The 25,862-nt window shown below is 63.6% G+C and carries 26 protein-coding genes, 4 tRNA genes and 1 riboswitch; of the genes, 19 read left to right on the forward strand and 11 right to left on the reverse strand.

Annotated features, from left to right (window positions below; all coding sequences use genetic code 11):
• Positions 1–54: 54 nt before the first annotated feature.
• Positions 55–1,629, forward strand: coding sequence for an EAL domain-containing protein (locus tag ACB032_RS09980; protein ID WP_371137854.1), 1,575 nt, complete (start codon positions 55–57; stop codon positions 1,627–1,629).
• 4 nt (positions 1,630–1,633) lie between these two features.
• On the opposite strand, the gene ACB032_RS09985 is transcribed toward ACB032_RS09980, so the two are convergent.
• Positions 1,634–2,542, reverse strand: coding sequence for a LysR family transcriptional regulator (locus ACB032_RS09985; protein WP_371137855.1), 909 nt, complete (start codon positions 2,540–2,542; stop codon positions 1,634–1,636).
• A 76-nt stretch (positions 2,543–2,618) separates the two neighbouring features.
• On the opposite strand from ACB032_RS09985, the gene ACB032_RS09990 reads away from it, so the two are divergent.
• The 4 genes from ACB032_RS09990 (at position 2,619) to mdtD (ending at position 7,341) form a co-directional block, all read left to right on the forward strand.
• Positions 2,619–3,236 carry a LysE family translocator gene (locus tag ACB032_RS09990; RefSeq protein ID WP_011707553.1) on the forward strand — a complete coding sequence of 206 codons (618 nt, stop codon included), beginning with the start codon at positions 2,619–2,621 and terminating at the stop codon, positions 3,234–3,236.
• A 123-nt stretch (positions 3,237–3,359) separates the two neighbouring features.
• Positions 3,360–4,754: a D-arabinono-1,4-lactone oxidase gene (locus ACB032_RS09995; protein ID WP_371137856.1), complete on the forward strand. Its 1,395-nt coding sequence runs from the start codon at positions 3,360–3,362 to the stop codon at positions 4,752–4,754.
• A 9-nt stretch (positions 4,755–4,763) separates the two neighbouring features.
• The gene (locus ACB032_RS10000) at positions 4,764–5,891 is read left to right on the forward strand and encodes a GTP-binding protein (RefSeq protein WP_199268973.1); all 1,128 of its coding nucleotides are present in this window, start codon (positions 4,764–4,766) and stop codon (positions 5,889–5,891) included.
• 61 nt (positions 5,892–5,952) lie between these two features.
• Positions 5,953–7,341 carry a multidrug transporter subunit MdtD gene (mdtD, locus tag ACB032_RS10005; protein WP_371137857.1) on the forward strand — a complete coding sequence of 463 codons (1,389 nt, stop codon included), beginning with the start codon at positions 5,953–5,955 and terminating at the stop codon, positions 7,339–7,341.
• 21 nt (positions 7,342–7,362) lie between these two features.
• Here mdtD and ACB032_RS10010 read toward each other — a convergent pair whose 3' ends face one another.
• From ACB032_RS10010 to folB, 3 genes are all read right to left on the reverse strand, one after another.
• Entirely contained in the window at positions 7,363–7,851 is a 489-nt protein-coding gene (locus ACB032_RS10010) for a YbaK/EbsC family protein (RefSeq protein WP_371137858.1), read from the reverse strand.
• A 121-nt stretch (positions 7,852–7,972) separates the two neighbouring features.
• Positions 7,973–8,482, reverse strand: coding sequence for a 2-amino-4-hydroxy-6-hydroxymethyldihydropteridine diphosphokinase (gene folK, locus ACB032_RS10015; RefSeq protein ID WP_017409458.1), 510 nt, complete (start codon positions 8,480–8,482; stop codon positions 7,973–7,975).
• Positions 8,482–8,853, reverse strand: a complete 372-nt coding sequence (folB, locus tag ACB032_RS10020) for a dihydroneopterin aldolase (RefSeq protein ID WP_011707547.1) — start codon at positions 8,851–8,853, stop codon at positions 8,482–8,484. The genes folK and folB overlap by 1 nt, the downstream gene beginning before the upstream one ends.
• A 176-nt stretch (positions 8,854–9,029) precedes the next feature.
• On the opposite strand from folB, the gene plsY reads away from it, so the two are divergent.
• The 6 genes from plsY (at position 9,030) to ACB032_RS10050 (ending at position 11,746) form a co-directional block, all read left to right on the forward strand.
• Positions 9,030–9,692: a glycerol-3-phosphate 1-O-acyltransferase PlsY gene (gene plsY / locus ACB032_RS10025; RefSeq protein WP_016352149.1), complete on the forward strand. Its 663-nt coding sequence runs from the start codon at positions 9,030–9,032 to the stop codon at positions 9,690–9,692.
• A gap of 47 nt (positions 9,693–9,739) precedes the next feature.
• Positions 9,740–9,815, forward strand: a tRNA-Phe gene (locus tag ACB032_RS10030).
• A 52-nt stretch (positions 9,816–9,867) separates the two neighbouring features.
• Positions 9,868–9,943, forward strand: a tRNA-Thr gene (locus ACB032_RS10035).
• Between the two features lie 3 nt (positions 9,944–9,946).
• Positions 9,947–10,022, forward strand: a tRNA-Phe gene (locus tag ACB032_RS10040).
• A gap of 45 nt (positions 10,023–10,067) precedes the next feature.
• Positions 10,068–10,143, forward strand: a tRNA-Asn gene (locus tag ACB032_RS10045).
• Between the two features lie 259 nt (positions 10,144–10,402).
• Entirely contained in the window at positions 10,403–11,746 is a 1,344-nt protein-coding gene (locus ACB032_RS10050; RefSeq protein WP_371137859.1) for a potassium channel family protein, read from the forward strand.
• 27 nt (positions 11,747–11,773) lie between these two features.
• Here the strand turns inward: ACB032_RS10050 and ACB032_RS10055 are convergent, their stop codons facing one another.
• Positions 11,774–12,022, reverse strand: coding sequence for a hypothetical protein (locus tag ACB032_RS10055; RefSeq protein WP_371137860.1), 249 nt, complete (start codon positions 12,020–12,022; stop codon positions 11,774–11,776).
• A gap of 112 nt (positions 12,023–12,134) precedes the next feature.
• Between ACB032_RS10055 and ACB032_RS10060 the strand changes: the two genes are divergently transcribed.
• Complete coding sequence (locus ACB032_RS10060; RefSeq protein WP_371137861.1) at positions 12,135–12,650, forward strand: ClbS/DfsB family four-helix bundle protein; 516 nt, start codon at positions 12,135–12,137, stop codon at positions 12,648–12,650.
• 343 nt (positions 12,651–12,993) lie between these two features.
• Entirely contained in the window at positions 12,994–14,166 is a 1,173-nt protein-coding gene (locus tag ACB032_RS10065; RefSeq protein WP_371137862.1) for a nucleoside recognition domain-containing protein, read from the forward strand.
• A gap of 60 nt (positions 14,167–14,226) precedes the next feature.
• On the opposite strand, the gene ACB032_RS10070 is transcribed toward ACB032_RS10065, so the two are convergent.
• The gene (locus ACB032_RS10070) at positions 14,227–15,240 is read right to left on the reverse strand and encodes a chemotaxis protein (RefSeq protein ID WP_011707542.1); all 1,014 of its coding nucleotides are present in this window, start codon (positions 15,238–15,240) and stop codon (positions 14,227–14,229) included.
• A 206-nt stretch (positions 15,241–15,446) separates the two neighbouring features.
• Between ACB032_RS10070 and ACB032_RS10075 the strand changes: the two genes are divergently transcribed.
• The gene (locus ACB032_RS10075; RefSeq protein WP_371137863.1) at positions 15,447–16,166 is read left to right on the forward strand and encodes an SDR family NAD(P)-dependent oxidoreductase; all 720 of its coding nucleotides are present in this window, start codon (positions 15,447–15,449) and stop codon (positions 16,164–16,166) included.
• Here the strand turns inward: ACB032_RS10075 and ACB032_RS10080 are convergent.
• Positions 16,153–18,219 (reverse strand): tRNA(Met) cytidine acetyltransferase TmcA, encoded by a 2,067-nt coding sequence (locus tag ACB032_RS10080; protein WP_371137864.1) that lies wholly within the window; start codon positions 18,217–18,219, stop codon positions 16,153–16,155. The genes ACB032_RS10075 and ACB032_RS10080 overlap by 14 nt on opposite strands.
• A complete protein-coding gene (locus ACB032_RS10085) occupies positions 18,216–18,527 on the reverse strand; it encodes an HlyU family transcriptional regulator (protein ID WP_282465060.1) in 312 nt (103 codons plus the stop codon). The genes ACB032_RS10080 and ACB032_RS10085 overlap by 4 nt, the downstream gene beginning before the upstream one ends.
• Positions 18,528–18,664: 137 nt before the next feature.
• On the opposite strand from ACB032_RS10085, the gene ACB032_RS10090 reads away from it, so the two are divergent.
• The 4 genes from ACB032_RS10090 (at position 18,665) to ACB032_RS10105 (ending at position 22,348) form a co-directional block, all read left to right on the forward strand.
• Entirely contained in the window at positions 18,665–18,871 is a 207-nt protein-coding gene (locus tag ACB032_RS10090; protein ID WP_016352142.1) for a bacterioferritin-associated ferredoxin, read from the forward strand.
• A 142-nt stretch (positions 18,872–19,013) separates the two neighbouring features.
• On the forward strand, positions 19,014–19,493 hold the full coding sequence (gene bfr / locus ACB032_RS10095; RefSeq protein WP_043160597.1) for a bacterioferritin: 480 nt from the start codon (positions 19,014–19,016) through the stop codon (positions 19,491–19,493).
• 202 nt (positions 19,494–19,695) lie between these two features.
• Positions 19,696–21,801: a DUF885 family protein gene (locus ACB032_RS10100; protein WP_371137865.1), complete on the forward strand. Its 2,106-nt coding sequence runs from the start codon at positions 19,696–19,698 to the stop codon at positions 21,799–21,801.
• Between the two features lie 88 nt (positions 21,802–21,889).
• Complete coding sequence (locus ACB032_RS10105; RefSeq protein WP_010635987.1) at positions 21,890–22,348, forward strand: methylglyoxal synthase; 459 nt, start codon at positions 21,890–21,892, stop codon at positions 22,346–22,348.
• Positions 22,349–22,408: 60 nt separating this feature from the next.
• Here the strand turns inward: ACB032_RS10105 and ACB032_RS10110 are convergent, their stop codons facing one another.
• Entirely contained in the window at positions 22,409–22,996 is a 588-nt protein-coding gene (locus tag ACB032_RS10110; protein ID WP_010635988.1) for a superinfection exclusion B family protein, read from the reverse strand.
• A 195-nt stretch (positions 22,997–23,191) separates the two neighbouring features.
• Positions 23,192–23,298: riboswitch (yybP-ykoY riboswitch) on the forward strand.
• An 89-nt stretch (positions 23,299–23,387) separates the two neighbouring features.
• Here ACB032_RS10110 and ACB032_RS10115 point away from each other — a divergent pair.
• Complete coding sequence (locus ACB032_RS10115; protein ID WP_371137866.1) at positions 23,388–24,374, forward strand: sodium:calcium antiporter; 987 nt, start codon at positions 23,388–23,390, stop codon at positions 24,372–24,374.
• A gap of 90 nt (positions 24,375–24,464) precedes the next feature.
• On the opposite strand, the gene ansB is transcribed toward ACB032_RS10115, so the two are convergent.
• Both ansB and ACB032_RS10125 read right to left on the reverse strand, forming a co-directional pair.
• Entirely contained in the window at positions 24,465–25,523 is a 1,059-nt protein-coding gene (ansB, locus tag ACB032_RS10120; RefSeq protein ID WP_011707533.1) for an L-asparaginase 2, read from the reverse strand.
• Between the two features lie 132 nt (positions 25,524–25,655).
• Positions 25,656–25,850, reverse strand: coding sequence for a heavy-metal-associated domain-containing protein (locus ACB032_RS10125; protein WP_024944793.1), 195 nt, complete (start codon positions 25,848–25,850; stop codon positions 25,656–25,658).
• Positions 25,851–25,862: the final 12 nt, after the last annotated feature.

Raw genomic sequence — 25,862 nt, forward strand, 5'->3', positions numbered from 1 at the left:
CAATTCAGCATCGGCTGTTAAGGTGGGCGGCCATCTTTGCTGTCTGGTCCCGCTATGCCGATATCACTGTCCAACCTGGATTTCTCCCGTCCCTGGCTGCGTTTGGGGTGTACCCTGCTGCTGTTCACGCTGCCCCTCGCACTCGGGTTGTGGATGCTCTACAACGGTCACCTGCAGATGCTGGATCGTCAGTCAGAGCGCTCGGCCCGGCAGGCGGTCACCCTGATGGAGACCATGCTGGCCCACGCCGAGAGCGCCAACCGTACCTTGCTGCCCTTCGTCGAACAGCCGTGCGAACAGGCCCTGTTCACCCTGCGTCAGCAGGTGGCGCTGGTGCCCTTCGTGCGTACCGTCAACCTGGTGGGGGAGCAGGGGATCTACTGCAACTCGCTGTTCGGTGCCATCCAGTGGCCGGACCGGGCCGAGAGTTACAGCGACGGACGGTTACGGCTGCTGGCGGGCAATCAGGTGCGGGCCGATCACCCCCTGCTGGCGCTGCGTGACAGCGAGGGCAGGGGGGCTGCCTTCAGCACCATAGACGGCGATTACCTGCGCTTCATGCTGGTGCTGAGCGGGCGGCCCTGCACCCTGCTGCTGCACGTGGGCAAGCAGTGGCTGGATGAGCGGGGCGTACTGAGCGAAGGGGGTCAGCCGTTGCCAACCCTGGCCAGCCATGAAGTCCGTTCCGACCGCTATCCGCTCTCGATCTATGCCGGACACGAGATCCCCTCGCTCTGGTCCTCCCTGTGGCAGGCCCGGCAGTGGGCCATTATGGTGCTGTTTGGGCTCTGCTTCGGCTTTGCCCTGCTCATCTGGTGGTTGCTGGGACGGCCCCGCTCTCCCGTGGTGGAGCTGGCTCGCGCCCTGCGCAATCGGGAGTTTGTGCCCTATTTGCAACCGCTGGTGGCGGCGGGAAACGAACGGGTGATGGGGGCCGAGGTGTTGATGCGCTGGCAGCATCCGACGGCCGGGCTGATCCGCCCTGATCTCTTCATTCCCCAGGCGGAGGCGAGCGGTCTGATCGTGCCGATGACCAGCCTGCTGATGGAGGAGGTGGCTCGCGAGCTGAGCATGGAGCGCGACCTGGTACCCGACGGGTTTCACATCAGCTTCAACATCAGTGCCGCCCACTGCCGCGACATGGCGCTGCTTGCCGAGTGCCGGCGCTTCCTCGATCACTTCGCGCCGGGCCAGGTAGTACTGGTGTTGGAGCTGACCGAGCGGGAGCTGCTGGTGGCGGATCCCCAGACCCTGGCGCTGTTTCGCCAGCTCGACGAGATGGGGGTCAGGCTGGCCATGGACGATTTTGGCACCGGCCACTCCAGCCTGCACTACCTGCAGCAGTTCCATGTGGACTATCTCAAGATAGATCAGTCGTTTATCGGCAGGATCGGCACCGAATCCCTGTCCGAGCACATAGTCGACAACGTGATCGATCTGGGGACCCGGCTCGGCCTCGCGCTGGTTGCCGAGGGGGTGGAGACGCGCCAGCAGGCCGACTACCTGAAAAGCAAGGGCGTCGACTACCTGCAGGGCTATCTGTTTGGCCGCCCGCTGCCGCTGCGCGATTTTCAGGCTGCGCTGGGCCGGCCTCAGGCCGAGCCCGCGGCGCCGGCGGTCTCGGCCTGAGCCATCAGGTGAGGGATTGCAGCCACTCCGCCAGTCTGGCGTGGGCACTGCCGGGAGCGGGCGGGGCGGGGGCGAGCAGGTGGTAGCCGGTGCCGTCGGGACAAAAGCCGAGCGGCGCCACCAGCAGGCCGGCCTCGATGTCGTCGCACACCTGCCGGTAGGGGCCGATGGCGACCCCCAACCCGGCGACGGCCGCCTGCAGGCTGAAGTAGAAATGCTCGAAGGTCTGCCCCGGCGCCTCCTCGCCGGCGGACTGGCCGGCGTGCTGCAACCACTCCTGCCAGGCTCCCGGCCGGGTCTTGGTGTGCAGGCGGGGGGCTGCAGGGCGCAGGGCCGGGCCGTTGGCCCCCGTCTCGAAGAACTGTGCCACCTTGCCCGGCTGGCAGACCGGCCCGGTCAGCTCCTCGAACAGCGGCTGGCTGTAGAGCTCGGCCGGCCACTGGAAGTCGTTGCGCCGGATGGCGAGATCGATGCCGCTGCCGAAGCTGAGGGCACCGCCACCGGCCATCAGGTGCACATCCAGCTCGGGATGTAGGGTCTGGAAGGCGGGCCAGCGCGGGATCAGCCAGCGCATCAGCAGGGTCGGCTCGCAGGAGATGACCAATGAGGGTGGTCGCCCCTGCTGGCGCAGTGCCTGCGCCGTCTGGCGGATACCGCCCAGCCCCTCCCTGACCGCCTGATAGAGCCGTTCGCCCGCCTCGGTCAGAAAGACCCGGCGCTGGCGCCGCTCGAACAGCATAACTCCCAGATCCTCCTCCAGCAGCCGTACCGCCCGGCTGACGGCGCCGTGGGTGAGGTGCAGCTCGTCGGCGGCGCGGCTGAAGTGCTCGGTGCGGGCCGCCACCTCGAAACAGCGCAGCGCGGTCAGGGCGGGCAGTGACAGGCTTTTCTGTGAATTATTCTCACCGTTCATGTCAGAAGTTATCGTTCGTTATTGGTGCTATGGCCAAATAAAATAGCCGATATTCCATGTGATCAGGACTATTTTCATGACCGAACTGTTAGCCGTAGTGGCCATTACCTTCTTTGCCGTCATCAGCCCCGGGCCCGACTTCGCCATGGTGTCGCGCAACAGCCTGCTGCTCTCGCGCCGCAGCGGGGTGCTGACGGCGCTGGGCATCGGCGCCGGGGTATGCGTGCACGTCACCTACACCCTGCTCGGGGTGGGGCTGCTGATCCAGCAGTCGCTCTGGCTGTTCAATCTCATCAAGCTGGCGGGGGCCGCCTACCTCATCTTCCTCGGCATCAAGATGCTGCGGGCCAAGCCGGTGAGCGCCGAGGTGCTGGCCGAGCAGCCCGCCCTCTCCAGCCTGGGGGCGCTGCGCACCGGTTTTCTGACCAATGTGCTCAACCCCAAGACCACCATCTTCATCGTCAGCCTGTTCATGCAGGTGGTGCAGCCGCAGACACCGCTGGCGGTCCAGCTCGGTTACGGCGCCTTCATCGTGCTGGCCCATGCCGTCTGGTTCAGCGCGGTGGCGATCTTCTTCTCCACCGACTCGGTGCGGGGTCGGCTGCTGGCGGTGCGCCACTGGATCGATCGGGTGTTTGGCGGTCTGCTGGTGGGATTCGGTATGCTGCTGGCACTGACCCAGCAGACGCGCTGAGGCGAGGGGAGAGGCGATCTCCCCTATCCACCCCCGACTGTAGGGGCTTGTTTTTCATGCCTTGTGGTCCGCTTTTCGGTAGAATTGGCGCTCATTTTGACGTCAATAAAGATGAGGGGCGGTATGACGGTCAGGTTCCAGGCATTTCACAGCATCAAGGCGATAGGTCAGCGGGAGGTGCTGTTCAACTGGTCCAGGACCAATCCGCTCGGCGCACTGGAGCAGGTGTGGCGTCCGAAGAATCGCGACGAACTGCAGCAACTGCTGCGGGAAAACCCCGAGCGCAAGCTGCGCCTCATTGGCTCCGGCCTCTCCTTCGAACCCATCCACAGCGTCTATGCCGAGGGCAACCAGGCGCTGCTGGTGGACTTGCACCACCTGCGTGGCCAGCTAGGGCAGACCGCCGACACCGTCACCTATCAGGCGGGCACTCCGCTGGACACCGTCTACGCCGATCTCATCGCCATGGAGCGGATGCTGCCTGCTTCCCCCGGCGTCATCGGCATCCAGACCCTGGGCGGTGCGCTCAGCACCGGCACCCACGGCCAGGGGCTGCACCAGTCCGCCCTGTGCGATGCGGTGGCGGCCATGACAGTCATGCTGGCCAGTGGCGAGATCATCCGGGTGGATCGCACCGACTCGCGCTTTGGCGCCTTCGTGATGGGCATGGGCATGCTCGGCATCCTGCTCGACGTCACCCTGCAGACCGTGCCCAACCGCATCATGCGCTGCACCAAGTTCACCACCGACTATCCCTTCCTGCTGGCGCACAACGAGCGGCTCAACCGCGAGCACGCCTTCGTGAAGAGCTGGTGGTTCGCCTGGACCGGCGAGAGCCACATCTGGCTGGTGGATCCCGCCTCCGAGGAGGAGGTGGCCCGTTACCGCGCTGGTGGCAGCGAGCCGCTGCTGCTGGAGGGCGACATCGACGCCCGCATGAATGCCACCATAGATGCGACTCTGCAGAAGATGGCCAAGGACACCAAGGATGAGGCGCTGGCCGGCGAGCACTTCGAGACGGTGCGCCGCTTCAAGGACGCCTCGGATCTGGTGGGCAACGTCTACCAGATCCTCTGCAAGGGGATCCCGGCGCCCCAGATCAACTGTGAAGTGGCTGTGCCGCTGCATCGCATGAACGAAGCGCTGGAGACCCTGCAGGCGTGGCAGCAGGCCAACCCCGGCGTGCTGCATTACCCCTTTATTCTGCGCTGTACCGGTCCCTCCAAGGCCTGGCTCAGCGCCGCCTATGATCAGTCGGTCTGCTGGATCGGGTTCCTGGTCTATCTGGCGGCGGACGGCACCTTCGTCAACGGCTCCATGGAGCAGATGCGCGAGCTGCAGCAACTGCTGGTGCCGCTTGGCGGCATCCCGCACTTCGGCAAGCACCTGGCGATGGATCTCTATGACTTCCCGGCGCTGCTGCCGCGCTGGCACGACTTCCTGGCCCTCAAGGGCGAGCTCGACCCCCACGGCCGTTTCGAAAACCGCTGGCTCGCCGACCTGTTTGCCAACCGGTAAGGATCTGACATGACCGATATGCAAGATACCCGTATCCCAGTGACTCTGCTGACCGGCTTTCTCGGCAGCGGCAAGACCACCTTGCTCAACCACTGGGTCAAGCAGCCCGAGCTCGGCGAGTGCGCGGTGCTGATCAACGAGTTCGGCTCGGTGGGGCTGGATCACCACCTGGTGCAGCAGGTGGACGAGCAGGTGGTGCTGCTCGATTCCGGCTGCATCTGCTGCTCGGTGCAGGGCTCTCTGGTGGAGGCGCTGCAGGGGCTGTTTATGAAGGCCATTCAGCGCAAGATCAAACCGTTCAAGCGACTCATCATCGAGACCACAGGCCTCGCCGATCCGGCCCCCGTGCTGTTCACGTTGAGGGAGGAGGGCTTTATCGCCCAGCGTTACCGCTTCGATGGTACCGTCACCGTGGTGGATGCCGGCCATATCGAGCAACAGTTGGCGGCTCAGTATGAAGCGGTGAAACAGGTGGCGCTGGCGGATCTGCTGGTGGTGAGCAAGGGCGACCTGGTGGATGGCGAGCAGCTGGAGCGGGTTGAAGCCCAGCTGGCGGCCCTCAACCCAGCTGCCCCGATCGAACGGGTCAGCAACGGGGTGCTCTCGCCTGCGGTGCTGGAGAAGCTGGGTGCCTACAACGAAGCGGCCGGGCGCGATGTACGCCAGCTGCTGGCCTGGCTGCGCACCGAAGCCCCGAAACAGGGGCTGGCCTCGCCGATGCAGCCCAAGATGAAGCCGTTCGCCGCCAAGGTGGGTACGGCCGCGCCGACCCACTTCGAGCACGGCAATATCGAGAGTTTCGCCCTGCGCATCGGCGAGCCGCTCAAGCCGTCCCGCCTGCTGGCCGCCATCGATGCGGTGCTGGCGCAATACGGTGATGCGCTGCTGCGGCTCAAGGGCATATTGCAGCTGGAGGGAGAGAGCCAGCCGGTGGTGATCCACGGCGTCCATGGTCAGCTCTATCCGCTGCAGGCGCTGGGAGAGTGGCCGGAAGGCAAGGCCCAGTCCCGGCTGGTGTTCATCGTGAAGAGTCAGGACAAGGCGGGCATAGAGCGGTTGTTCCTGGATACGCTCAAGGCGCCCGAGCCCAGCCTGGAAGAGCAGCTTAGAGCCATGCTCGGCCAGCCTGATGCCTGATGTAATGAGATGACCCGCGCTTGTGCGGGTCTTTTTTTGTCTGAAGAGGAGGTGGCTGCAGATGCCCGATAGCACACACATGGTGACCCCTGCCCAGCGCAAATGGCTGCCGCCGCTCACGGCGGTCGGTTTCTTCATGCAGACGCTGGATGGCACCATCCTCAACACCGCCCTGCCCAGCATGGCCGAGACCCTGGGCGAGAGCCCGCTGCAGATGCAGTCGGTGATCATCGCCTACATGCTGACGGTGGCGCTGCTCATTCCCGCCTCCGGCTGGCTGGCGGATAGATTTGGCACCCGCCGCATCTATCTGGCCGCCATCCTGCTGTTTACCTTGGGGTCTTTGGCCTGCGCCGCTGCCAACTCCCTGCCGATGCTGGTGGCGGCGCGGGTGCTGCAAGGGATTGGTGGCGCCCTGCTGATGCCGGTGGGCAGGCTGGCGGTACTGCGGGTTTACAGCAAGCACGAGCTGCTGCGGGTGATGTCGTTCGTCACCATTCCCGGCCTGGTGGGGCCGCTGATCGGCCCGGCACTGGGGGGTTGGCTGGTGGAGGTAGCGAGCTGGCACTGGGTGTTTCTCATCAACCTGCCGGTGGGGTTGCTCGGCTTTATCGCCAGCTGGTACTTCATGCCGGATCTGCGCCAGAGCACGGCCAAGTTCGACTGGCAGGGGTTCGTGATGTTCAGCGCCGGCATGGTGCTGGTGTCGGTGGGCCTGCAGGGGCTGGGAGAGCACAGCATCTCCACCGGCTGGGCGCTGTTTGCCCTGCTGTTCGGGCTGGCCGCCATGGCGAGCTACTGGCTCTACGCCGCCAATGCCGAGGAGCCGCTGTTCGGGTTGGGGCTGTTCAAGACCAGCACCTTCGCCATCGGCATCTGGGGCAACCTGTTTGCCCGGCTCGGCAGCGGCGCCATGCCGTTTCTCACCCCGCTGTTTCTGCAACTGGGGCTCGGCTTCTCGCCGAGCAAGGCTGGGATGACCATGATCCCCACCGTGCTGGGGGCCATGCTGACCAAGACGCTGGTGAACAAGCTCATTCCGCGCATCGGCTATCGCCGCATCCTGATTGGCAACACCCTGGCGCTCGGGGTGATGATCGCCAGCTTCTCCCTCATCGACAATCAGCTCCCCTACGGGGTGCTGCTGGGCTGGCTGATGGTGTTCGGTGCCATCAACTCGCTGCAGTTCTCCGCCATGAACACCCTGACCCTGCAGGATCTCAGCCCGGAGTTTGCCAGCAGCGGCAACGGCCTGCTGTCAGTGGTGATGCAGCTCTCCATGAGCCTGGGGGTGGCCATCGCCGCCAGCCTGCTGGGGCTCTTCTCGGCCGGCTCGTCGGCGGCGGATGGCCAGTGGCTGGGAGGTTTCCACCTCACCTATCTCTGCATCGGTCTCATGTCCATGCTGGCGGCGCTGATCTTCGCCCAGCTGGCGCGGGACAAGGGGTGAGCGGGGTTGTGCCGTCGGCAGTCAGGCCGATGGCGCAGGCAGGTAGCTGACCTGACAGGGCAGTTGCTCCAGCACCCGGGCCAGATGGGCCGTCTCCAGCAGAAAGGTCTGCTCCGGGTGGCCCGGCGTCCAGGTGAAGGAGTGATGACCCATCAGTTGAAGGTCTACCAGCAGCGGGATATCGGTGCGGGGCAGGAAGGGGCAGACTGCGCCCGGCAGGCAACCAATCTCCGCCTGCATCTCGTCGGCGGTGCAGATGGAGGGCTTGGCACCGAGCGCCGCCTTGACCGCCTTGTTGTCGAGCCGGCCGTCCCTGTGGGTCAGCAGCAGGGCGAAGCGGCCATCCTTGAACTTGAGAAACAGGGTCTTGCTGAATTCGGCCTGCCAGCCGAGGCGGGCTCTCACCTTTTCATCGGTGGCGTAATCGAGGATGGGTTCGTGCTCGAAGCGCTGGTGGGGCAGCCCGGCCAGCAGCCGGCAGTTGAAGTCGTGAATGGTATCGAGTGGCATGGGGTTCTCCTGTGATGGCGGCCATCCTGCCACTTGCACCGGCGCAGGCCCAATCACGGTTTCTTATCCGTTATCAGCTCCGTCCATCAACAACAAGGGCACCGCGAGGTGCCCTTGTCGTTCAGTGGTGCTGCAATTCGCCCGCGGCCCAGTGAAAGGGGATGGGGCAGAGTCGTTGGGAGGCCTTGTCGTAACGCTCCCACAGCTCACCGAGCGTGCGCCCATCCAGCGGATGGCGCAGGGTGGGGGCCAGTTCGGCCAGCGGCCAGAGCACGAAGGCGTTGCTGAGGATCTCGCCGCGCGGCAGCACCAGCGGCGTCTCGCAGACCAGCTCGCCATAGAGCAGCAGATCGAGATCCAGGGTGCGCGGGGCGAACTTCTTGGCGTCCGGCTCGCGGCCGTGGGCAAACTCCATGGCGCGCAGTCGCTGGCACAGGGTCGCCAGCGGCAGCTCGGTATCGGCGCCCACCACCAGGTTGTAGAAGGGGCGGCCGTTGAAGCCCACCGCCTCGCTCTCGAACACCCGGGAGACCTGCAGCTCGCCAAACTCGGCCTGCAGCGCATCGAGGCCGGCGCGGATATGGCGTTCCCGCTCGATGTTGGAACCCAGGCTGATATAGATGCGGGTCATCAGTTGGCGCTCGCGGCCGGGGTGCGGTGACGCAGGATCTCGACACCGACGCCGGCGGCATTGGGGACGGCGCCCGGTTTGGTCAGGGTGACCTTGACCCACTGTACCCGTTCGTCGGCCAGCACCAGCATGGCGACCTGTTCGGCCATGGTTTCGACCAGCTCCACCACCTTGCTGGAGGCGTGATCACAGATCTTGCGAGAGAGGGTGGCGTAATCCAGTGCCAGCTTGATATCGTCGGTTGCGGCGGCGGGGCGGTTGTCGAACCCCATCTCGAGGTCGAAACAGAGCTTCTGGCGAATGCCTTTCTCCCACTCGTATACACCGATAGTGGTCAAAACCTCGAGTCCGCGAATAAACACCTTGTCCATGACAGTACTTCTTCTTTACTCTTGATGGGCTGTGATGACAGCGCAGGGATGCAGGCCTGGCCAGCGGATGAGTGCCGGCGGCCGGTTTGGGCGACACGCGTTGGGCAACCCCACGCCGGCGCCAGAGAATGTGGCCCGCATCATACCCCATTCATATCGTGGTAAAAACGACCAAGATGACGGCCCTGACGATTTTGATGATTATTCTGGCCTACCTGGGCGGCTCGCTGTCCAGTGCGGTGCTGGTTTCCCGCATCACGGGTCTGCCGGATCCCCGTGATCACGGCTCCCACAACCCGGGGGCCACCAATGTGCTGCGCCTCGGTGGTCGGCTGGCGGCCGTGGTGGTGCTGCTGCTCGATGTGCTCAAGGGCACCGCTCCCGTCTACCTTGCCTGGTATCTGCAGATCAAACCCGTCTACCTCGGCTTTATCGGGGTGGCTGCCTGTCTCGGCCACATGTACCCCATCTTCTTCCACTTTCGTGGCGGCAAGGGAGTGGCCACGGCGCTCGGCACCATGATGCCCATCGGCTTCACCATGGGGGGCGCGGTGATCGGCACCTGGCTGCTGGTGCTGCTGGTGAGCGGCTATTCGTCGCTGGCCTCCATCATTACCGTGTTGCTGACGCCGCTCTTTACCTACCTGCTCAAGCCGGAATACACGTTGCCGGTGTCGCTGCTCTCCTGCCTCATTCTGATCCGCCATCACGAGAACATTGCCCGCCTGCTGAAGGGGGAGGAACCCAGAGTCTGGGGCCGCCAGAATCGCGCCGAGCAGGAAGAAGTGCTGGAAATGGATGATCCTGAGCAAAAAAGAGACGAACGAGACAAAAAGTGAAATTTCCCGTTGACCACCTGCCTTAAAATCCGTTTAATAGCGCCCACGCCCAGATAGCTCAGTCGGTAGAGCAGGGGATTGAAAATCCCCGTGTCGGCGGTTCGATTCCGTCTCTGGGCACCAAATTTTGGTGCCATGAAATAAAAACTTGTTCATGCACAATGGTTTAAAGTGTGCCGGCTTAGCTCAGTAGGTAGAGCAACTGACTTGTAATCAGTAGGTCACCAGTTCGATTCCGGTAGCCGGCACCATTTGCCCAGATAGCTCAGTCGGTAGAGCAGGGGATTGAAAATCCCCGTGTCGGCGGTTCGATTCCGTCTCTGGGCACCACAATAAAGGCGATGAGATAGCGATATCTGGTCTCCAAAGTACAATTCCTCCTTAGTTCAGTCGGTAGAACGGCGGACTGTTAATCCGTATGTCACTGGTTCAAGTCCAGTAGGAGGAGCCAATTCAAAAGCCCAGCAGCAATGCTGGGCTTTTTCTTTGCCCGTTTGCCGCTGTCTGGCACTCACTGCGGACAATAAATGGGCCAACCGGCGCCAAGTTGTCGCATGGCTCACCCTGTCCCCTCCCCATCAGTGACTTCGTCGGCTCGGCTAGTATGATGGCTTGCTGAGTCCGTCTCCTGCCCGGTTCGGGTCATGCAGGCTTATCGGGTACCAGGCCCGGTGCAGGCAAACGGAACCGTTTCTTGAGCGAGGTCATCCATGAATGCAACAGAGCTTTGGCAGCTTTCCCCCGAGCAGTTCAACGAGTGGCGCCGGGCCAACGACTATCCCTTGATCTGGGATCTGCTGATGGCGTCACTGCCCCATTTCGACGACTGGATGACGGAGCAGAAGATCGACAAGCAGGTGATCTTCCAGATCGGCATCGCCCGCTTCATCAGCTCCCGCTGCGTGTTGAGCCTGTGCCTCTACATGAGTGATGACAAGATCAGGCTCTATGAGACCGCCTCGAGCGCGCTGGAGTCCCTGCGCAAGAGCGGGCTGATCCGTGCCGAGACGCGCTTTGAACCCTACTGCATGTGGCTGGCCGGCAAGTACGGCAAGGACGAGGTGAAGCGGGTGCAGAGCCTGCTCTCGGTCTCCGAGAACAACAAGGGGGAGGCCCAGGTGCTGGGCAAGCACCGCCTGCTCAACATCGGCGGCGTCGAGCTCCAAAGCCCCATCATCTCCGGCCGGCTGCTCGACTTCACCTGCCTGGACGAGCTCTCGCTGGATGGCGCCGTCAACAACTCCAAGGTCTATCTGTGGCACTGCTCGGCCAAGGGGGTGAGGGTCAACGGCGGGGTGATCGGGCTCGATCTGTTCGACTCCCTGCTGTGGGACCACAGGGCCTGGGCCAAGAAACGTGAGCTGGCGCTGGAGGACGGAGTGTTTCAGGACTTCACCATCGAGTGCGAGGAGATCCGTTTTCACTCCTCCCGGGCAGTGCTGAAAAATTTCAACGTGCGGGCCAAGAACTTCGACGCCACCATGGAGCACACCAACCTGGACAAGGTGCAGGTGGCCTACAACGAGAATGGCCGGGTCGATCACAGCGAGGCCAGCAAGCTCTACCGCAATGCCAAACGGCTCTTCTCCAGCGTGGGTGATACCGTCGATGCCGGCGAGTGTTACTACAAGGAGAAGCTGCACGAGATGAAGTCGCTGGCGAGCCCCAGGGAGCTGTTCAAGGAGTGCTGGCTGCGCAGTGGCTGGCTCAAGAAAGGCTGGCTCACCCTGCTGTGCTACCTGAAGTGCGCGGCCAAGTTCATCAGCTTCATCACCTGGGGCTTTGGCGAGCGGCCGATCCGCAGCCTGCTGCTGTCGATGGGGGTGATCCTGCTGGCGACCCTGACCTATTTTCTGGCGCCGGCCTCGGTTACCTACCACCACCTGGGCCGCTCGCTCTACTTCAGCATTGTCACCTTCGTGACCCTGGGCTATGGCGACATCTCCCAGACCTCCTCCCCGCTCCAGCTGCTGTCGGCCATCGAGGCCTTCTGCGGCATGTTTCTGACCGGGCTGTTCCTGGCGGGATTTGCTTCCAAGACCAAGCAGTATTGATGGGGCGTCGGCGGCCGGTCGAGCGGGTCAGACGGCTGGCGTAATCTCCTGCATCTTGAGCCAGAAGGCCTCCTGGCAGGGGTTGTGGAACAGCTTGCGGGCGGGTGTGATGGGAATGGGGCTGGTGACCACCCGGTAGCTGATCCAGCACTCCGGGCAGAGCTGCGGGGAGGACTCTTCGTCCTGCTCGCTGTGTTGTTCACTCTGCTGGCGGACGATGATCGCCGGCCCCGCCTGGCGATGGATGGCCCTGATGTAGGTCACGAGGTCGTTCATGGTGCTGCTGGATGAGTAGATGGATGGCCGATGGGGCGAGCTTACCCGCGCCGGCCGTGGACGGCAATCTCGCCCGCCGCTTGTCGGGTGGCGGGCATTCAGGAGAAAAGTGATGGGGATCCCTGCTGACAAGGCCGAGCTGCTGCTCGCCATCGAGACGAACTTTGGCAAGCTGTTCAAGGCCTTGCAGGCCGTCCCCGAGGGCCTGACACAAGAGCCGGTGATGGAGGGGCACGGCAAGGGCACCCCCATGAGCGTGGCCAATCTGGTGGCCTACCTCATCGGCTGGAACGAGCTGGTGATCAAGTGGATCGAGCGGGATGCGGCGGGTCTGCCGGTGGATTTTCCCGAGACCGGTTTTAAATGGAACGAGCTGGGCGGGCTGGCGCACAAGTTCTATCGGGACTATGAGGGGCTGACCTACCCGCAGCTGCTGACCCGACTGGTGGCGGCCAGGGCCCGCATCGTCGAGCTGATCGGGCAGCGCAGCGACGATGAGCTGTACGGTCGCCCCTGGCATGAGCGCTGGCCGCTGGGGCGGATGATCCAGTTCAATACCGCCTCGCCCTATCACAACGCCAACGGCCGGCTGCGCAAGTGGTTGAAGAGCGAAGGCATGAAGCCGTAGAGCTCGTTGGCGGCGAGCACAGGCGAGGGGGTGGCAAGGCGCAGGTCTCCCCCCTTGTTTCGCTGGCAGGCCCCAGTTGTTATACTGCCGCCCCGTTTCGTCGCCGGGCTGGCCGTGGGCCGGCGTGCTGACGCGAGACGGGCAGACTGGACAGGATCGTCCGGCCACCCGTATTTCCTCCCTGGTTCAGCCGCGAGCGCGGCGAAGCGTCAATCCGTATGGCACGGGTTCGCGGCCAGCAGGAAGAGTCATTCAAGGAGCCCTTGTCGCAAGACAAGGGCTCCTGCTTTATGGGTGCCATAACAACAATACTCACCACACAGCGACAGATTTCAGGATTGGTATGGAAAATCAAGCAGTTAAAGATTCTCACCAGGGGGCCGCCTCCCTTCGCCGCTGGCTGGAGCCGGTATTGGTGCTGGTTATCCTCGGCAGCCTGTTTGGCTACCTCAGCAGCCAGATGGGCCTCTCCGCCCTGGTCAACACCCTGTTCAACACCGCCCACCAGCTGCTGCTCAACACAGTGCTCTTCATCATGGGCATTACCGTGCTGTCGGGCGCGCTCAGCCAGCTGCTCAGCGAGTTCGGGGTGATCCGCCTGCTGGAGGTGCTGCTGGCACCGCTGATGAAACCGGTGTTCCGGCTGCCGGGGCGCACCGCATTGGCGGCCCTGATGACCTTCTTCTCCGACAACCCGGCGGTGATCAGCCTCGCCAAGGACAGCCGCTTTCGCAAGGGCTTCACCCCCTGGCAGCTGGTGTCGCTCACCAATTTCGGCACCGCCTTCGGCATGGGGCTGATCGTGGTGACCTTCATGGCCACCCTGCAACTGCCGGGCGGCGAGTCCACCGCCAGCGCGGCGCTGATCGGCCTGCTCGGCGCCCTCATCGGCTCCGTGGTGTCGACCCGGCTGATGCAGCGGATGATCCGCCCGCTGGTGGGGGAAACCCCGATCACCGACGAGGTGGCGAGCGTGGGGGCCAAACCGGGTCTGAGCCAGGAAGCTGCCCCGACCTGGCTGCGGGTGCTCAACGCCCTGCTGGACGGTGGCAAGTCCGGGGTGGAGCTGGGGATGGCGGTGATCCCCGGGGTGCTCATCATCAGCACCTTCGTGATGCTGCTGACCTTCGGCCCGGGTGAGCAGGGCTACAGCGGTGAGGCTTTCCAGGGGGTGGCGCTGCTGCCGGTGCTGGCGGCCAAGGTGGGCTGGCTGTTCGAGCTGCTGTTCGGCTTCACCCACGCCGAGCTGGTGGCTTTCCCGGTCACCTCGCTGGGGGCTGTCGGGGCCGCCATGTCACTGGTGCCCCCTTTCATCGGCAAGGGCTGGATCACCGGCAACGAGGTGGCGGTGTTCACCGCCATGGGCATGTGCTGGAGCGGCTTCTTGAGCACCCACACCGCCATGCTGGATGCGCTCGGCTATCGCCATCTCACCTCCCGCGCCATCGTGGCCCACACCATCGGCGGCTTGTGCGCCGGGGTGGCGGCTCACCAGCTCTATCTCTGGCTGGGTTGAGCCATCAAGCAGCAAAAGGGCGCCTCGGCGCCCTTTTGCTTGTGTGGCCGTCCGGCGGCCTCACAGGTTGCCGGGTCTGGGGATGGGGATGCCGAGCAGGAAGTTGTCCATCATGCCGACCATGCGGCCCAGCTCGGGTTTGGTGATGGTGTCGTTGGCGCCCAGCTGCAGAGCCTTGTGGCGGTTGTCATCGCTCATCAGCGACGAGAACATGACGATGGGGGTGGTCTTGAAGGCGGGGGTATCGCGCAGCCGCTTGAGCAGGTGCATGCCGTCCATGCGGGGCATCTCCACGTCGGTGATGATGCCGCTGACAAACTCGGCTACCGGGATCTTCTCCTCCTGCGACAGGCGATCGAACTCCATCAGCATCTCCAGCCCGTCACCCCCGTCCTTGGCGGTCACCACGTTGTAGCCCGCGGTGCGCAGGGTGGTCTCGATCATCTTGCGGATGAAGGCGGAGTCGTCCACCACCAGGATGGTTTTGGCCTGGCGCATGGCCATCATGCGATCGTCGATGATGACCTTGCGATCCTGGGTCACATCGTACTTTTCCATGCTGAGCTCTGGGTTGATGTCGGCGATGATCTTCTCGAAGTCGAGGATCATGATGAGGTTGCCGTCGCGCCTGACCACCGCCACCACGCAGTCATTCTCGCCCGCCTCCAGGAACTGGCTGGGGGACTCCACATCCTCCCAGGAGACCCGGTGGATCCTGCTGACGCTGTCGATGAGGAAGCCGTTTGCCATCTTGTTGAAGTCGGTGACGATGACCACCTTGTTGCTGTTGTCCGGGTTGGTGCGGATGCCGAGCCAGCCGGCCAGATCCACCAGCGGGATCAGCCGCTCGCGCAGGGAGAAAACCCCCACCATGTGGCGCTGGGCATTGGGGTAGTCGGTGGTCTCCGGCACCCGGATCACCTCGCGCACCTTGGCGACGTTGATGCCGTAATAGGCTATTTTTTCGCGGCCATCGGGCAGCTGCTTCTTGAGGTGGAATTCGATGATCTCGAGCTCGTTGGTGCCGCTCTCGGTCAGGATGGATTTACGCTCTTCCCCGTCTTTGGACATCATGGTCACTCTCGTGCTTCTGGTTGCGCTGGCAGCACCCGCTGCGGTTTTCCCTCAGTATAGGAATGGATCCGCCGCTGACGGCGGGATCCACACAAGATCGCCTCCATAACCGCTTGATCCCGCAGGCTGGAAGGCGCGTATCAGCCTATCAGGAAAAGCGCGGGGCGATGGAGAAGGCCATCACACTCGCCACAAGGGGGCTCGTCATGGAAGAGAGTGTCGTGGTGATCGGCGCCGGCGGAGGGCTGGGAAGCGCCCTGGTCGAGCACTGGCTGGCGGCGGGCGCCGCGCCCGTCATCGCCGTCAGTCGCCAGCCGCAACCGGTGGGGCTCAACAGCAGCAGGCTGCACTGGCTGCGCTGCGATTACAGTGATGAACAGCTGGCAGAGGTGGTGGCCCGCATCGGCGAGCTGGCGCCGAGGCCGCGCTGGCTGGTGATCTGCAACGGCCTGCTGCAGCAGGGAAGCATCCGGCCTGAGAAGCGGCTCGAGGCGCTCAACCTTGAGGCCATGACCCAGCTCTACCAGACCAACGCTCTGCTGCCGCTGCGCTGGATCAGCCAGCTGCTGCCCCTGCTGGGGTCGAGCCCCTGTACCCTGGCGGTGCTCAGCGCCCGGGTTGGCAGCATTGGCGACAACCGCGCCGGGGGCTGGTATGGCTATCGCGCCGCCAAGGCAGCTCTCAACATGCTGCTCAAGTGTGCCGCCATCGAGCTCGCCAGACGGGCGCCCGGCGTCAAGTTGCTGGCGTTTCATCCGGGCACGGTGGATACCGCGCTCTCGCGACCGTTTCACGGCAACCTGGCCGCCGGCAGCCTGCACAGCCCGCAACAGGCTGCCGCGCATCTGGTGACGCTGATGGCGCGGCTGACGCCGGATGGCGAGCTGAGCTACCTCGACTGGCGAGGCGAGCCTATCGAGTGGTAGCGGGCGGCAGCAGCCGGGCCAGCAAACTGCGCAGCGTCTTGATGACCGCCGGCTTGCCTGCCAGTTGCAGCCTGGCCGCCAGCGTTCCCCAGTCGGCATATTGCCAGATGGTGGCGATCAGCAGTTGCCGCTCGGCGGCGTCAAGCTTTGCCAGTTGTGTCAGGCTGCCCGCCAGCCAGCGCTGCAGGCTGGGCTGGCACAGCTCGAACGGCTTGTGGTGGTGGGCAAAGCAGGCCAGCTCATCCTGATCAAATTCATCGAGCCCGCTCGAGCTGGCCTCACCATCTTGCAGACACTGCCACACCAACTCGGATTCAAGGGTTTTCAGCTCGCCCGCCAGCAGGGTGGGCAGCTGGCGCGCGAAACGCCGATGCCAGTCGGCCAGTTCGGCGGTGCGGGCCGGTTGCAGCGCCTTGAGCAGCAGGGCGGCGTGGCTGCCGCTGGCGGCATCTCGCTGCAGGCCGATGCGCAGCACCTTGAGCCCGGCCTTGCGCCAGAAGGGCAACAAGTCGGCGCTGGCCGAGAAGGCGGAGCCCAGATAGTCGAGCCCTGCCGCCTGATAATGCTGTTCGAGGTGGGTCAGCAGGAGCGACCCCAGCCCGTGGCGATGGAGCGCCGGATGAATGGCGATGCGCATCACCCGGGCGTAGCTGCGCGCGCCTGCGGTTTTGAAGCCGGCGTGCGCCAGCAGCGACTGGGGCAGCAGATGGCCGCGCGGGCGCCGCCGGCCGGCCCAGATCGCCTCGGCCAGCTCGTCTGCTATCTCTCCTTCCCGGGCCACCAGTGCCACCCCGAGCAGATGTGGGCCCTGCTCCAGCAGGTGTATGTCGAGGGCCGGGCTTTCCAGCAGGTAGCGCAGATCGCTCGGTGTGGTCTGGTAGTGGGCCAGCACCAGCAGGCCGAACACCCGATGGAGCAGCCCCTCGTCGGCAGCCAGTGCATCCTGCTCGAGCCGGCGCCAGCCAGGCTGGGTGGGGGCTGGCGGCGTCTCGACCTCGGCGTTGAGGCCGAGCAGCCGGAACACCAGTGGCTCCAGCGGATCCCGGTTACTCCAGCGGATCGGCTCGGCCAGGTGGATCTCCTGCCAGCCGGGCGTTTCGCGATCGAGTACCCGCTTGAAGCGCAGGCGAAAACCGCGCCCGGTGCCCTCGTAGCCGTGCTCTGTGGTGGCGAAGACGATGCGGCCGTGCCGGGCCAGCATGGCCTCGAGCAGCGGGGTCGGAATGGCGGCAGCTTCATCCACCAGCAGTAAATCGGGTTGCAGCTCTTCATGTACCAGCCGATCCGGCGAGCAGTAGCTGAGCCTTGCCAGCAGCTGTGGCGCGTCTTCAAGGGCACGGGCGGCGTGGGCAAACAGGGTGGCGACCGTGGCCTGGGAGGGGGCCGTCACCACGATCTGCAGATCGGGTTGTTGGCGCAGCAGCTCGGCGGCGGCCAGCCCCAGCAGGCTGCTCTTGCCGCGGCCCCGATCCGCGCTCAACACCAGCGGGCGGCGGCGGTGACCGTGCAACACCTTGTGGATGGCGGGCAGGGCGCGTGCCTGATCACAGCTCAGCGGCTGCGCTGGCCCAACCGGATGCCACGGGGTCGTCGTGGCTGGGGGCGTCAGCTCGAGGGCGGGATCGCCTGCCAGCAGCCGCACCAGCCGGGCGAGAAAGCCGTGACCCGCCAGCACCATGTCTTCCGGTTGTGCCACCAGCCGTACCCGGTCTGGATCCGGCCAGGTTGGCCATTGGGCCCGCGGCGGGGTCAGCAACAGCAGCAGACCGCCTGCCCGCAAGGTGCCCGCCAGCGCCCCGAATGCGTCGGGGTGAAAACCGCTGAAAGTATTAAACACAAGCGTGTCGCACTCCTGACCGAGCCGTTGCAACGCCTTGGCCGCCGGTTGTGGGTGGTGCTCGCTCGGGCCGTCCCCCAGCCAGTAGCTGACGCCGCTTAGCAGCGCCTCGGCTCGGGTGATGCAATCGGCCTCATCACCTTCCAGCCAGATCAGCCGCCGTTCGCCGGTATGGGCCAGCGCCTGGCGCAACTCGTCGAGCGTAGCCGGCATCATGAGGCGGGGCTGTCGGCCGGTTTGCGGGGCTCGAACATGCGGTCCCCCATCTGGTCAATGAAGGTGTGTGCCTTCTGCACCATGAAGCGCTCCGCGTCGGCGGGGTTGGCAAACAGATCGGAGCGGATGAAGCGGTGGGTCTGCAGCACGCCATCCAGCTCCTTGGTGATGCGGCCTGCCAGCCGATACTGGCCCCCTTCGGCCATGGGCTCGGGATAGATGAGGTAGCCGGCGTATTCGGTGGGCGTGACTTCGGCGACTGCAGCGGGCTGGCCGCCAAACAGGGCAGTGAACAGTTTCTTGAGCATGATGTTTCCCTCAGTGACAGGGCATTGTCACCAAGGGGTTGATGGCTGGCAAGCGGGGGATCTTATTACCAATCGTTATTTGCACTACGAACCATTCTCATTTAGATTTCATGGCAGTCCAGCATGAGGTAAACACTATGTACGTCTGTTTGTGCCGCGGCATCACAGATTCCCAGATCCGCAAGGCGGTACAGGCAGGCAAGACCGAGTTTCGCCAGCTCAAGCAGTCGCTCGAAGTGGGTGCCCAGTGTGGCAAATGCGTGCGCATGACCATGGAGATCATCGCCGCCGAACTCGACAAGGCCGAGCTGGAACAGGCGCCGCTCTACTACGAGGTGGCCTGAGCAGGGCCTGTCGCCAGTAAAACTGGCCCGTCTTTTCAATCCCTTCCCGCAGGCGAGCTGGCTCGCCGGACCTCTTGTTGTCACTTTTCTGGACTAAGCTCTAACGATCGAGGCCTAAGGCACGAACCAAGGAGCACTGTCGATGAAAGGAGATCCCAAGATCATTGCCCACCTCAACAAGGTGCTGGCCAATGAGCTGATAGCCATCAACCAATATTTTCTGCATGCCCGCATCTACGATGACTGGGGCCTCAAGGCGCTCGGTCACAAGGAGTACCACGAGTCCATCGATGAGATGAAACACGCCGACGAGCTGGTCAAGCGGGTGCTGTTTCTGGAAGGGCTGCCCAACTTGCAGGATCTGGGCAAGCTGCGCATCGGTGAGACGGTGGAGGAGATGCTGCGCTGCGACCTGTCGCTGGAGATGGATGCCATCCCGGACCTGAAGATCGCCATCGCCTACGCCGAGTCGGTGCAGGATTACATCAGCCGCGACCTGTTCCAGGAGATCCTGGAAGACGAGGAGGAGCACGTGGACTGGCTGGAGACCCAGCTCGATCTCATCGATCGCATCGGGCTGGAGAACTATCAGCAGTCCCAGCTGCATCACGGCGGCTCCTGAATAGTTATGGCATGAAAAAACGATTAAAAAACCCGCTGCGGCGGGTTTTTTAATGTCTGGCTGCATAGCTTTTCATGAGGCTTATCACCATGAAAAGTAAGCTTATTTTTGTTAATTAGGTCGCAAAAAAGTCCGCGGGAGAGATGCACTATTGGAACCCCTTATGGGGGACAAACAATAACAACGGTTAAAGGACTACACCATGCACTTCTTGCCCAACAAGCTGGCGCTGGCTTGCGCCATCGCACTCTCGCTCGCTGCCTGCAATGACAACAGCTCCAACGCCCCGGCGGATCCCGCCGCCACCAAGGCCTCTCTGATGCAGACCATGGACGAGGCCCTGCGCGAGGGCCAGGCGCTCGACCCCTACGGCTTTGCCATCGATGCCGCCAGCATCGCCAAGCGCAAGGCCCTCGACAGTTTTCTGCTCAAACGGCTGGATGCCCTGGACTCGAGCGTGTTGAGCGAACGGGACCGGTTGTTCTACGACATGATCCGCTGGGATCTGCAGATCAACCTGGCGGGTTACGATCTGCCCCAGTCCCAGATCCCGATCCATCACTTCCGCAACCGGGTGGTGGATCTGGCCGATGAGGTGGGGGCCGCTCCGGCCAGTGGCAGGGCCGCCCGCACCGTCGAGGGCGGCTTCGACTACTTCGAGCAGAGCTCGGCCGAGCGGGTCGCACCGGGGGATGCCGCCTGGCGGCGCGATATCGATCGCCCGGTCGCCGCACCTATTCCGGTGAGCAAGGCGAGGGCTGCCACCGCGCCACTGGCCTGGTATCAGGAGCACCTCACCTGGCTCAAGGCCTACGACAGCTACCTTGCCGAGGTGAAGCACCAGTTCGAACTGGGCAGCGCCCAGGGCAACACCCTGCCGGACGAGCTGGTGGACCGGCTGCTGGCCCAGCTCAACAGCAAGCTGGATGGGGAGGCGATCGCCGGCGCCTATCTCGGCTGGCAGCAACTGCCGGGAGAGGCGGACGAGGCGCTGCGCAGCGAGTACAAGGGGGTGCTGGACAGCATCAACGGCCGCTATCTGGCGCTGCGCGACTACCTGGATTACCGGCACGGCGGCGCCTATGCGGTGCGCCTTGGCAGCGGCGAGTGCGACGACGGTTTCTGCGGCATGACCAACGGGCGCGACTGGTATCGCTGGCTGCTGAAGAAGCACACCACCACCGACATGACGCCGGAGCAAGTACATGCGCTGGGGCTGAGCGAGGTGGAGCGGATCTTCGGCGCCATGGTCAAGGTGTGCCATACCGTCGGCAAGTGTGACAGCGACGACGTGACCCAGAGCAAGCAGAGCGGCCAGATCTACGCCTTTTTCCGCTATCTGAACGAGCCGGCCTTCTTCTATCAGAACCCGCTGGCGGTCTGGTCGGCCGGCCTCAACCCGGACAATGCAGCCGGGGCGACCCTGAGCGGGCCGCAGCAGCAGGCGCTGGCCGAACACGAGCGGGCACTGCAGGAGTACAACGTCTTCAAGAGCAAGGCGGCGCTGGTGCTGCCAGACTTCTTCGATGCCGAGCGCACCATTCCCAAGCTGGATTACGAGGTGGTGCCCGTCTCCTATGCGGATGCGCCATACGGCGGGGTCGCCTGGTATCAGGACGGCAACCCGCAGACCGGTCGCAAGGGGCAGTTCTTCCTCAACACCTACTACCCCTATGGTCTGCAGAGCTGGAACATCAGCACCCTGCTGGCCCACGAGGCGGCGCCGGGCCACCACTTCCAGATCACCATCGCCCAGGAGCTGGCCGCCAAGGATCCCGACTTCCCGCAGTACGTGGCGAACGCCTCCTACACCGCCTATGCGGAGGGCTGGGCGCTCTACACCGAATACCTGGCGGATCACGACATGGGGCTCTATCAGGGGCGTGGTCTCTATGATCCGGCGGTGGGGGACGTGAAGGTCGAGGGCTCGTCCGCTTTCAACAACCAGCTGCAGTACTTCGGCCGCCTCAACGAAGAGATGCTGAGGGCCATGCGGCTGGTGGTGGATACCGGCATTCACTGGTATGGCTGGAGCCACGACCAGGCCGTCAACTACATGAAGGAGAACTCGGCGCTGGGGGCGGGGGACATCAGCTCCGAGGTGCCGCGCTACATGGCCTACACCGGCCAGGCGACCTCCTACAAGGCGGGCCAGCTGGCGCTGATCCGGATGCGGGAGTCGGCCGAACAGGCGCTGGGCACAGGCTTTGACCTCAAGGCGTTCCACCACCATGTGCTGGAATACGGCATGCTGCCCATCTCGGTGCTGGAGCAGAAGAACAAGCAGTGGATTGAACAGTCGAAGTGATCACAGTTACGGCGCCCGGCAAGGCAACGGGCGCCGCTTTCGATTAGGATACGGCTCTATTCAAACAACACTGCTACGGATGATGTCCATGGAACAGATCGCCCGTGAGATGGCGGCCCACAAGCGAGTGGCGCTGGTGGCTCACGACAACATGAAGACCCCCCTGCTGAACTGGGTGATGCGGCGCAAGGAGGAGCTCAAGCTCCACCACCTCTACGCCACCGGTACCACCGGCACCATGCTCGGCAAGCAGGCACAACTGCCCATCACCTGTCTCTTCTCCGGCCCCATGGGGGGCGACCAGCAGCTCGGCGCCCTGATCGCCGAGGGCAAGATCGACGTGCTGATCTTCTTCTGGGATCCCCTCAATGCGGTGCCCCACGATCCGGACGTGAAGGCCTTGTTGCGCCTCGCGGCAGTCTGGAACATCCCGGTCGCCACCAACGAGGCGACCGCCGATTTCATCATGGACAGCCCCCACATGCGCCAGGCGTTCAGCGTGCAGATCCCGGACTACGCCGGTTATCTCAAGGCCAGAACCCAGTAACGGGGCAGAAACGACAGAGCCGGCCACAGGGCCGGCTCTTTTTATTGGCGGGAACGAAGATCAGCGCTGGAAGCTTTTTTGCGCGAACTTGGGTCTGGCATTCATGATCTGCTCCACCTGCTCGTCGCTCATCTTGCCGCGCGACAGCCCCAATACCTTGTAGGTGAGCAGCGGCCGGGCCGGCAGGGCGATCATCAGGGCGCGGATCTGGTTCTCGTCCTCTTTCTCGCGCACCGGTTTGCCATAGGCATAGGTCAGTACGCCGGCATCCATCAGGTTTTTGACGGCAGGCTCGGTGATCGGCAAGTTTATGACGCTTTTGCGTTGCAGCACGAACTCGCGCAGCACTGCCTTCTCGTTGAAGTCGAGAAAGGAGATCATCTGGGCCAGCTGATCCTGTTGGCGGCGGGATTGCCACTCGTCGCAGGCCCACTCCCAGGCGATCAGGAAGCCCTGACTGCAGAAGTAGGAGATGGCGATCAGCATGCCGACGCCGAGCCAGGCGGCGTGTGTGGCGGCCCACTGGCTGACGGCCCCCTTCATCAAACCGGCCGGAAACAGCAGGATGATGCTGCAGCAGAGCAGCAGCCAGACCATCAGCCAGTTGAGGCGGTTCAGTTGATAGAAATGTTGGATCCACCGTTTCATCGTTCACCCTTCCCAAATCAGTGTGGACAGTAGTCATCTCATAGCAAACGGTGTGCCAAGGCGGAGCGTTCACCGGCCGGGGAGTGGATCCGGATGGCAAAGATGGTGGAGAGGGCGGTTACATTCCCTTACAACTTGTTGAGCGAATGATCATTAGTTTGCCTTGTGAGGCGGCGCTCAACTTGGTAAAAAGCCCGCACTGTCATAGGGGAGTAGCAACCCGCCCGTGATCCGGGCAGGGCTCATGTCAACATTCTTGGATCCTCAGATCCATGGCATGGGCGGCGATGGCATCCATCGCTCTGCAAGACCTTTGGCCTCGATATGCAAGCCAGCCGGGCGAGCCGTATCGGGTCCATTGGTTGTTCTGCTCGCCTGGCGGTTACTCATCATGCTGATCACCCTGCTGTTATTTCTGCTCTCTGCCGTCACCATCTATCTGGCCTGCGAATATTTCGTCAACGGCATCGAATGGACCGGCTACCACTTCAAGTTCTCCCAGAGTGCCACCGGCTCCCTGCTGGCGGCCCTCGGCACGGCCCTGCCCGAATGCATCGTCACCCTGACCGCATTGCTGATGGGGGATGCTCCCGCTCAGCAGCAGATCGGGATAGGCGCCGCCCTCGGCGGTCCGCTGGTACTCTCCACCATTGGCTATGCCGCCGTCGGCGTGACCCTGCTGCTGTGCATGAGCCGCGAGCACAGGGCCATCGATGGCGAGGTGCAGCGCGAGATAGGCCGCGATCAGGCCTGGTTCGTCGGCATTTTCCTGGTGGCGGTGGCCCTCGGCATGGTGGCCTTCACCGGTAAAACCTGGCTGGCCCCGCTGTTCGTGCTGGTGTATCTGGTCTATGTGCGGCGCGAGCTGAAACAGACCGACAGCCACGAGGTCGAGTTGCCAGAGCCCCTCAAGCTGGATCCAGGCGCCGAGATCCCGGCGCTCGGCAAGGTGCTGCTGCAAACCCTGGTGGCGCTGGTGGTGGTGGCGCTGGCGGCCCAGCTGTTCGTTCACCAGCTGGAGAGCATGGGCGAGCTGTTCGGCCTTTCGCCGGTGCTGGCGGCCCTGTTGCTGAGCCCGGTGGCGACCGAGATGCCCGAGCTGATGAACGTGCTGATCTGGGTGCGGCAGGGCAAGCACCGGCTGGCACTGGCCAATATCTCGGGGGCCATGATGATCCAGGGCACCATTCCCAAGGCGTTCTGCCTGTTGTTCACCCCCTGGCTGCTGGACAGCACCATGATGGTCTCCTCGCTGGTGACGCTGCTGGCGGTCGTGCTGCTGTGGTGGGGGTTCAGTCGGGAGCGGATGACGGCGGGCAGGCTCGCCTGGGTGGGGCTTATCTATCTTGGCTTCTGCGGCTGGCTGATGGCGAACTGAGGCACCAGCCACACCACATGCAAAAGGGCGGGACCTTGTCCCGCCCTTTTTGTTGTCATCACCCCATGCCGGCCGATGCCGGCAAGGAGGTCAGAACTGCTGGAACCAGCGCTGGATCTGGGCCGGATCCTTGCTCTGGGTGAGCGAGAGCATCAACAGGATCCGCGCCTTCTGCGGGTTGAGAGTCTCGGCGGCGACGAAGCCGTACTTGGCGTCATCGATCTCGGCATCCAGGGTGGTGGAGCCGGTCGGTACGCGGGCGGATCGCACGACGCGGATACCATCCTTGCTCGCTTTGGCCAGGGTGTCGAACAGGGTGTGGTAGAGGTTGCCGTTGCCCACCCCGGCGCTGACGATACCGTCGAACTTGGCATCCACCATCGCCTTGGCCGGCAGGTCGGTGGCGTTGGCGTAGCTGTAGACGATGCCGACCTGCGGCAGCTTGTCGAGCTTGCTCACGTCAAACGGGGTCTTGCTGGTGTGCAGACGGGCCGGGCTGCGCTGATAGTCGATCTTGCCGTTGTGGATGTAGCCGAGTGGGCCGAAGTTGGGGGAGGCGAAGGTCTGCACCCCGGTGGTGTTGGTCTTGGTGACGTCGCGGGCATCGAGCACGGTGTCGTTCATCGCCACCATGACGCCACGCCCCTTGGAGGCGGGGTCAGAGGCGGTCACCACGGCGTTGTAGAGGTTCATCGGGCCGTCGGCGCTCATGGCAGTGGAGGGGCGCATGGCGCCGACCAGCACCACCGGCTTGTCGCTCTTGACGGTCAGGTTGAGGAAGTAGGCGGTCTCTTCCATGGTGTCGGTGCCGTGGGTGATGACGATGCCGTCCACGTCATCCTTGGCCAGCAGCTCGTTGACCCGCTTGGCCAGCTTGAGCCACACCTCGTCGTTCATGTCCTGGGAGCCGATCTTGACCACCTGCTCACCCTGCACGTCGGCCACGTTCTTCATCTCGGGTACGGCGGCGATCAGTGTCTCGATGGCCACCTTGCCGGCCTCGTAGTTGGACTGGGTGGCGGACTGTCCCGCCCCGGCAATGGTACCGCCGGTGGCCAGGATATGGACGTTGGGCAGGGCCATGGCCATCGGGGAGAGGGTCAGGCCGAGGACGGCGGCGAGCAGGGTCTTGCGGATCGGGAGAGTCATGCAGCAAATCCTTCTGAGGTGAGAAAAATTGCAGCAAGTTTGCGCTTTCTGTTGCCGGGGTTTGTGATGACTCTCACCAAAAAACAGCTGGGTACAGAATTTTAACCTGTTTTATACCTATATGGAGATAATTTAACTCGCCGAGAAGCCCTTGGCTTCGATCAGGGCGATCAGCTCGGCCTTGCTCAGTTCGCTCTCGATGACGGCCTTGCTGCTGGCAAAGTCGACGCTGGCGCTGCTGACGGCAGGCTGGGCCAGCAGGGCTTTTTGCAGGCTGGCGGCGCAGCCACCGCAGGACATGCCGGAGACGGTGAGTTCGATGGTCATGGGGTATCTCCT

Source organism: Aeromonas sp. S5(2024), from assembly GCF_041403025.1.
Classification (GTDB): domain Bacteria; phylum Pseudomonadota; class Gammaproteobacteria; order Enterobacterales; family Aeromonadaceae; genus Aeromonas; species Aeromonas hydrophila.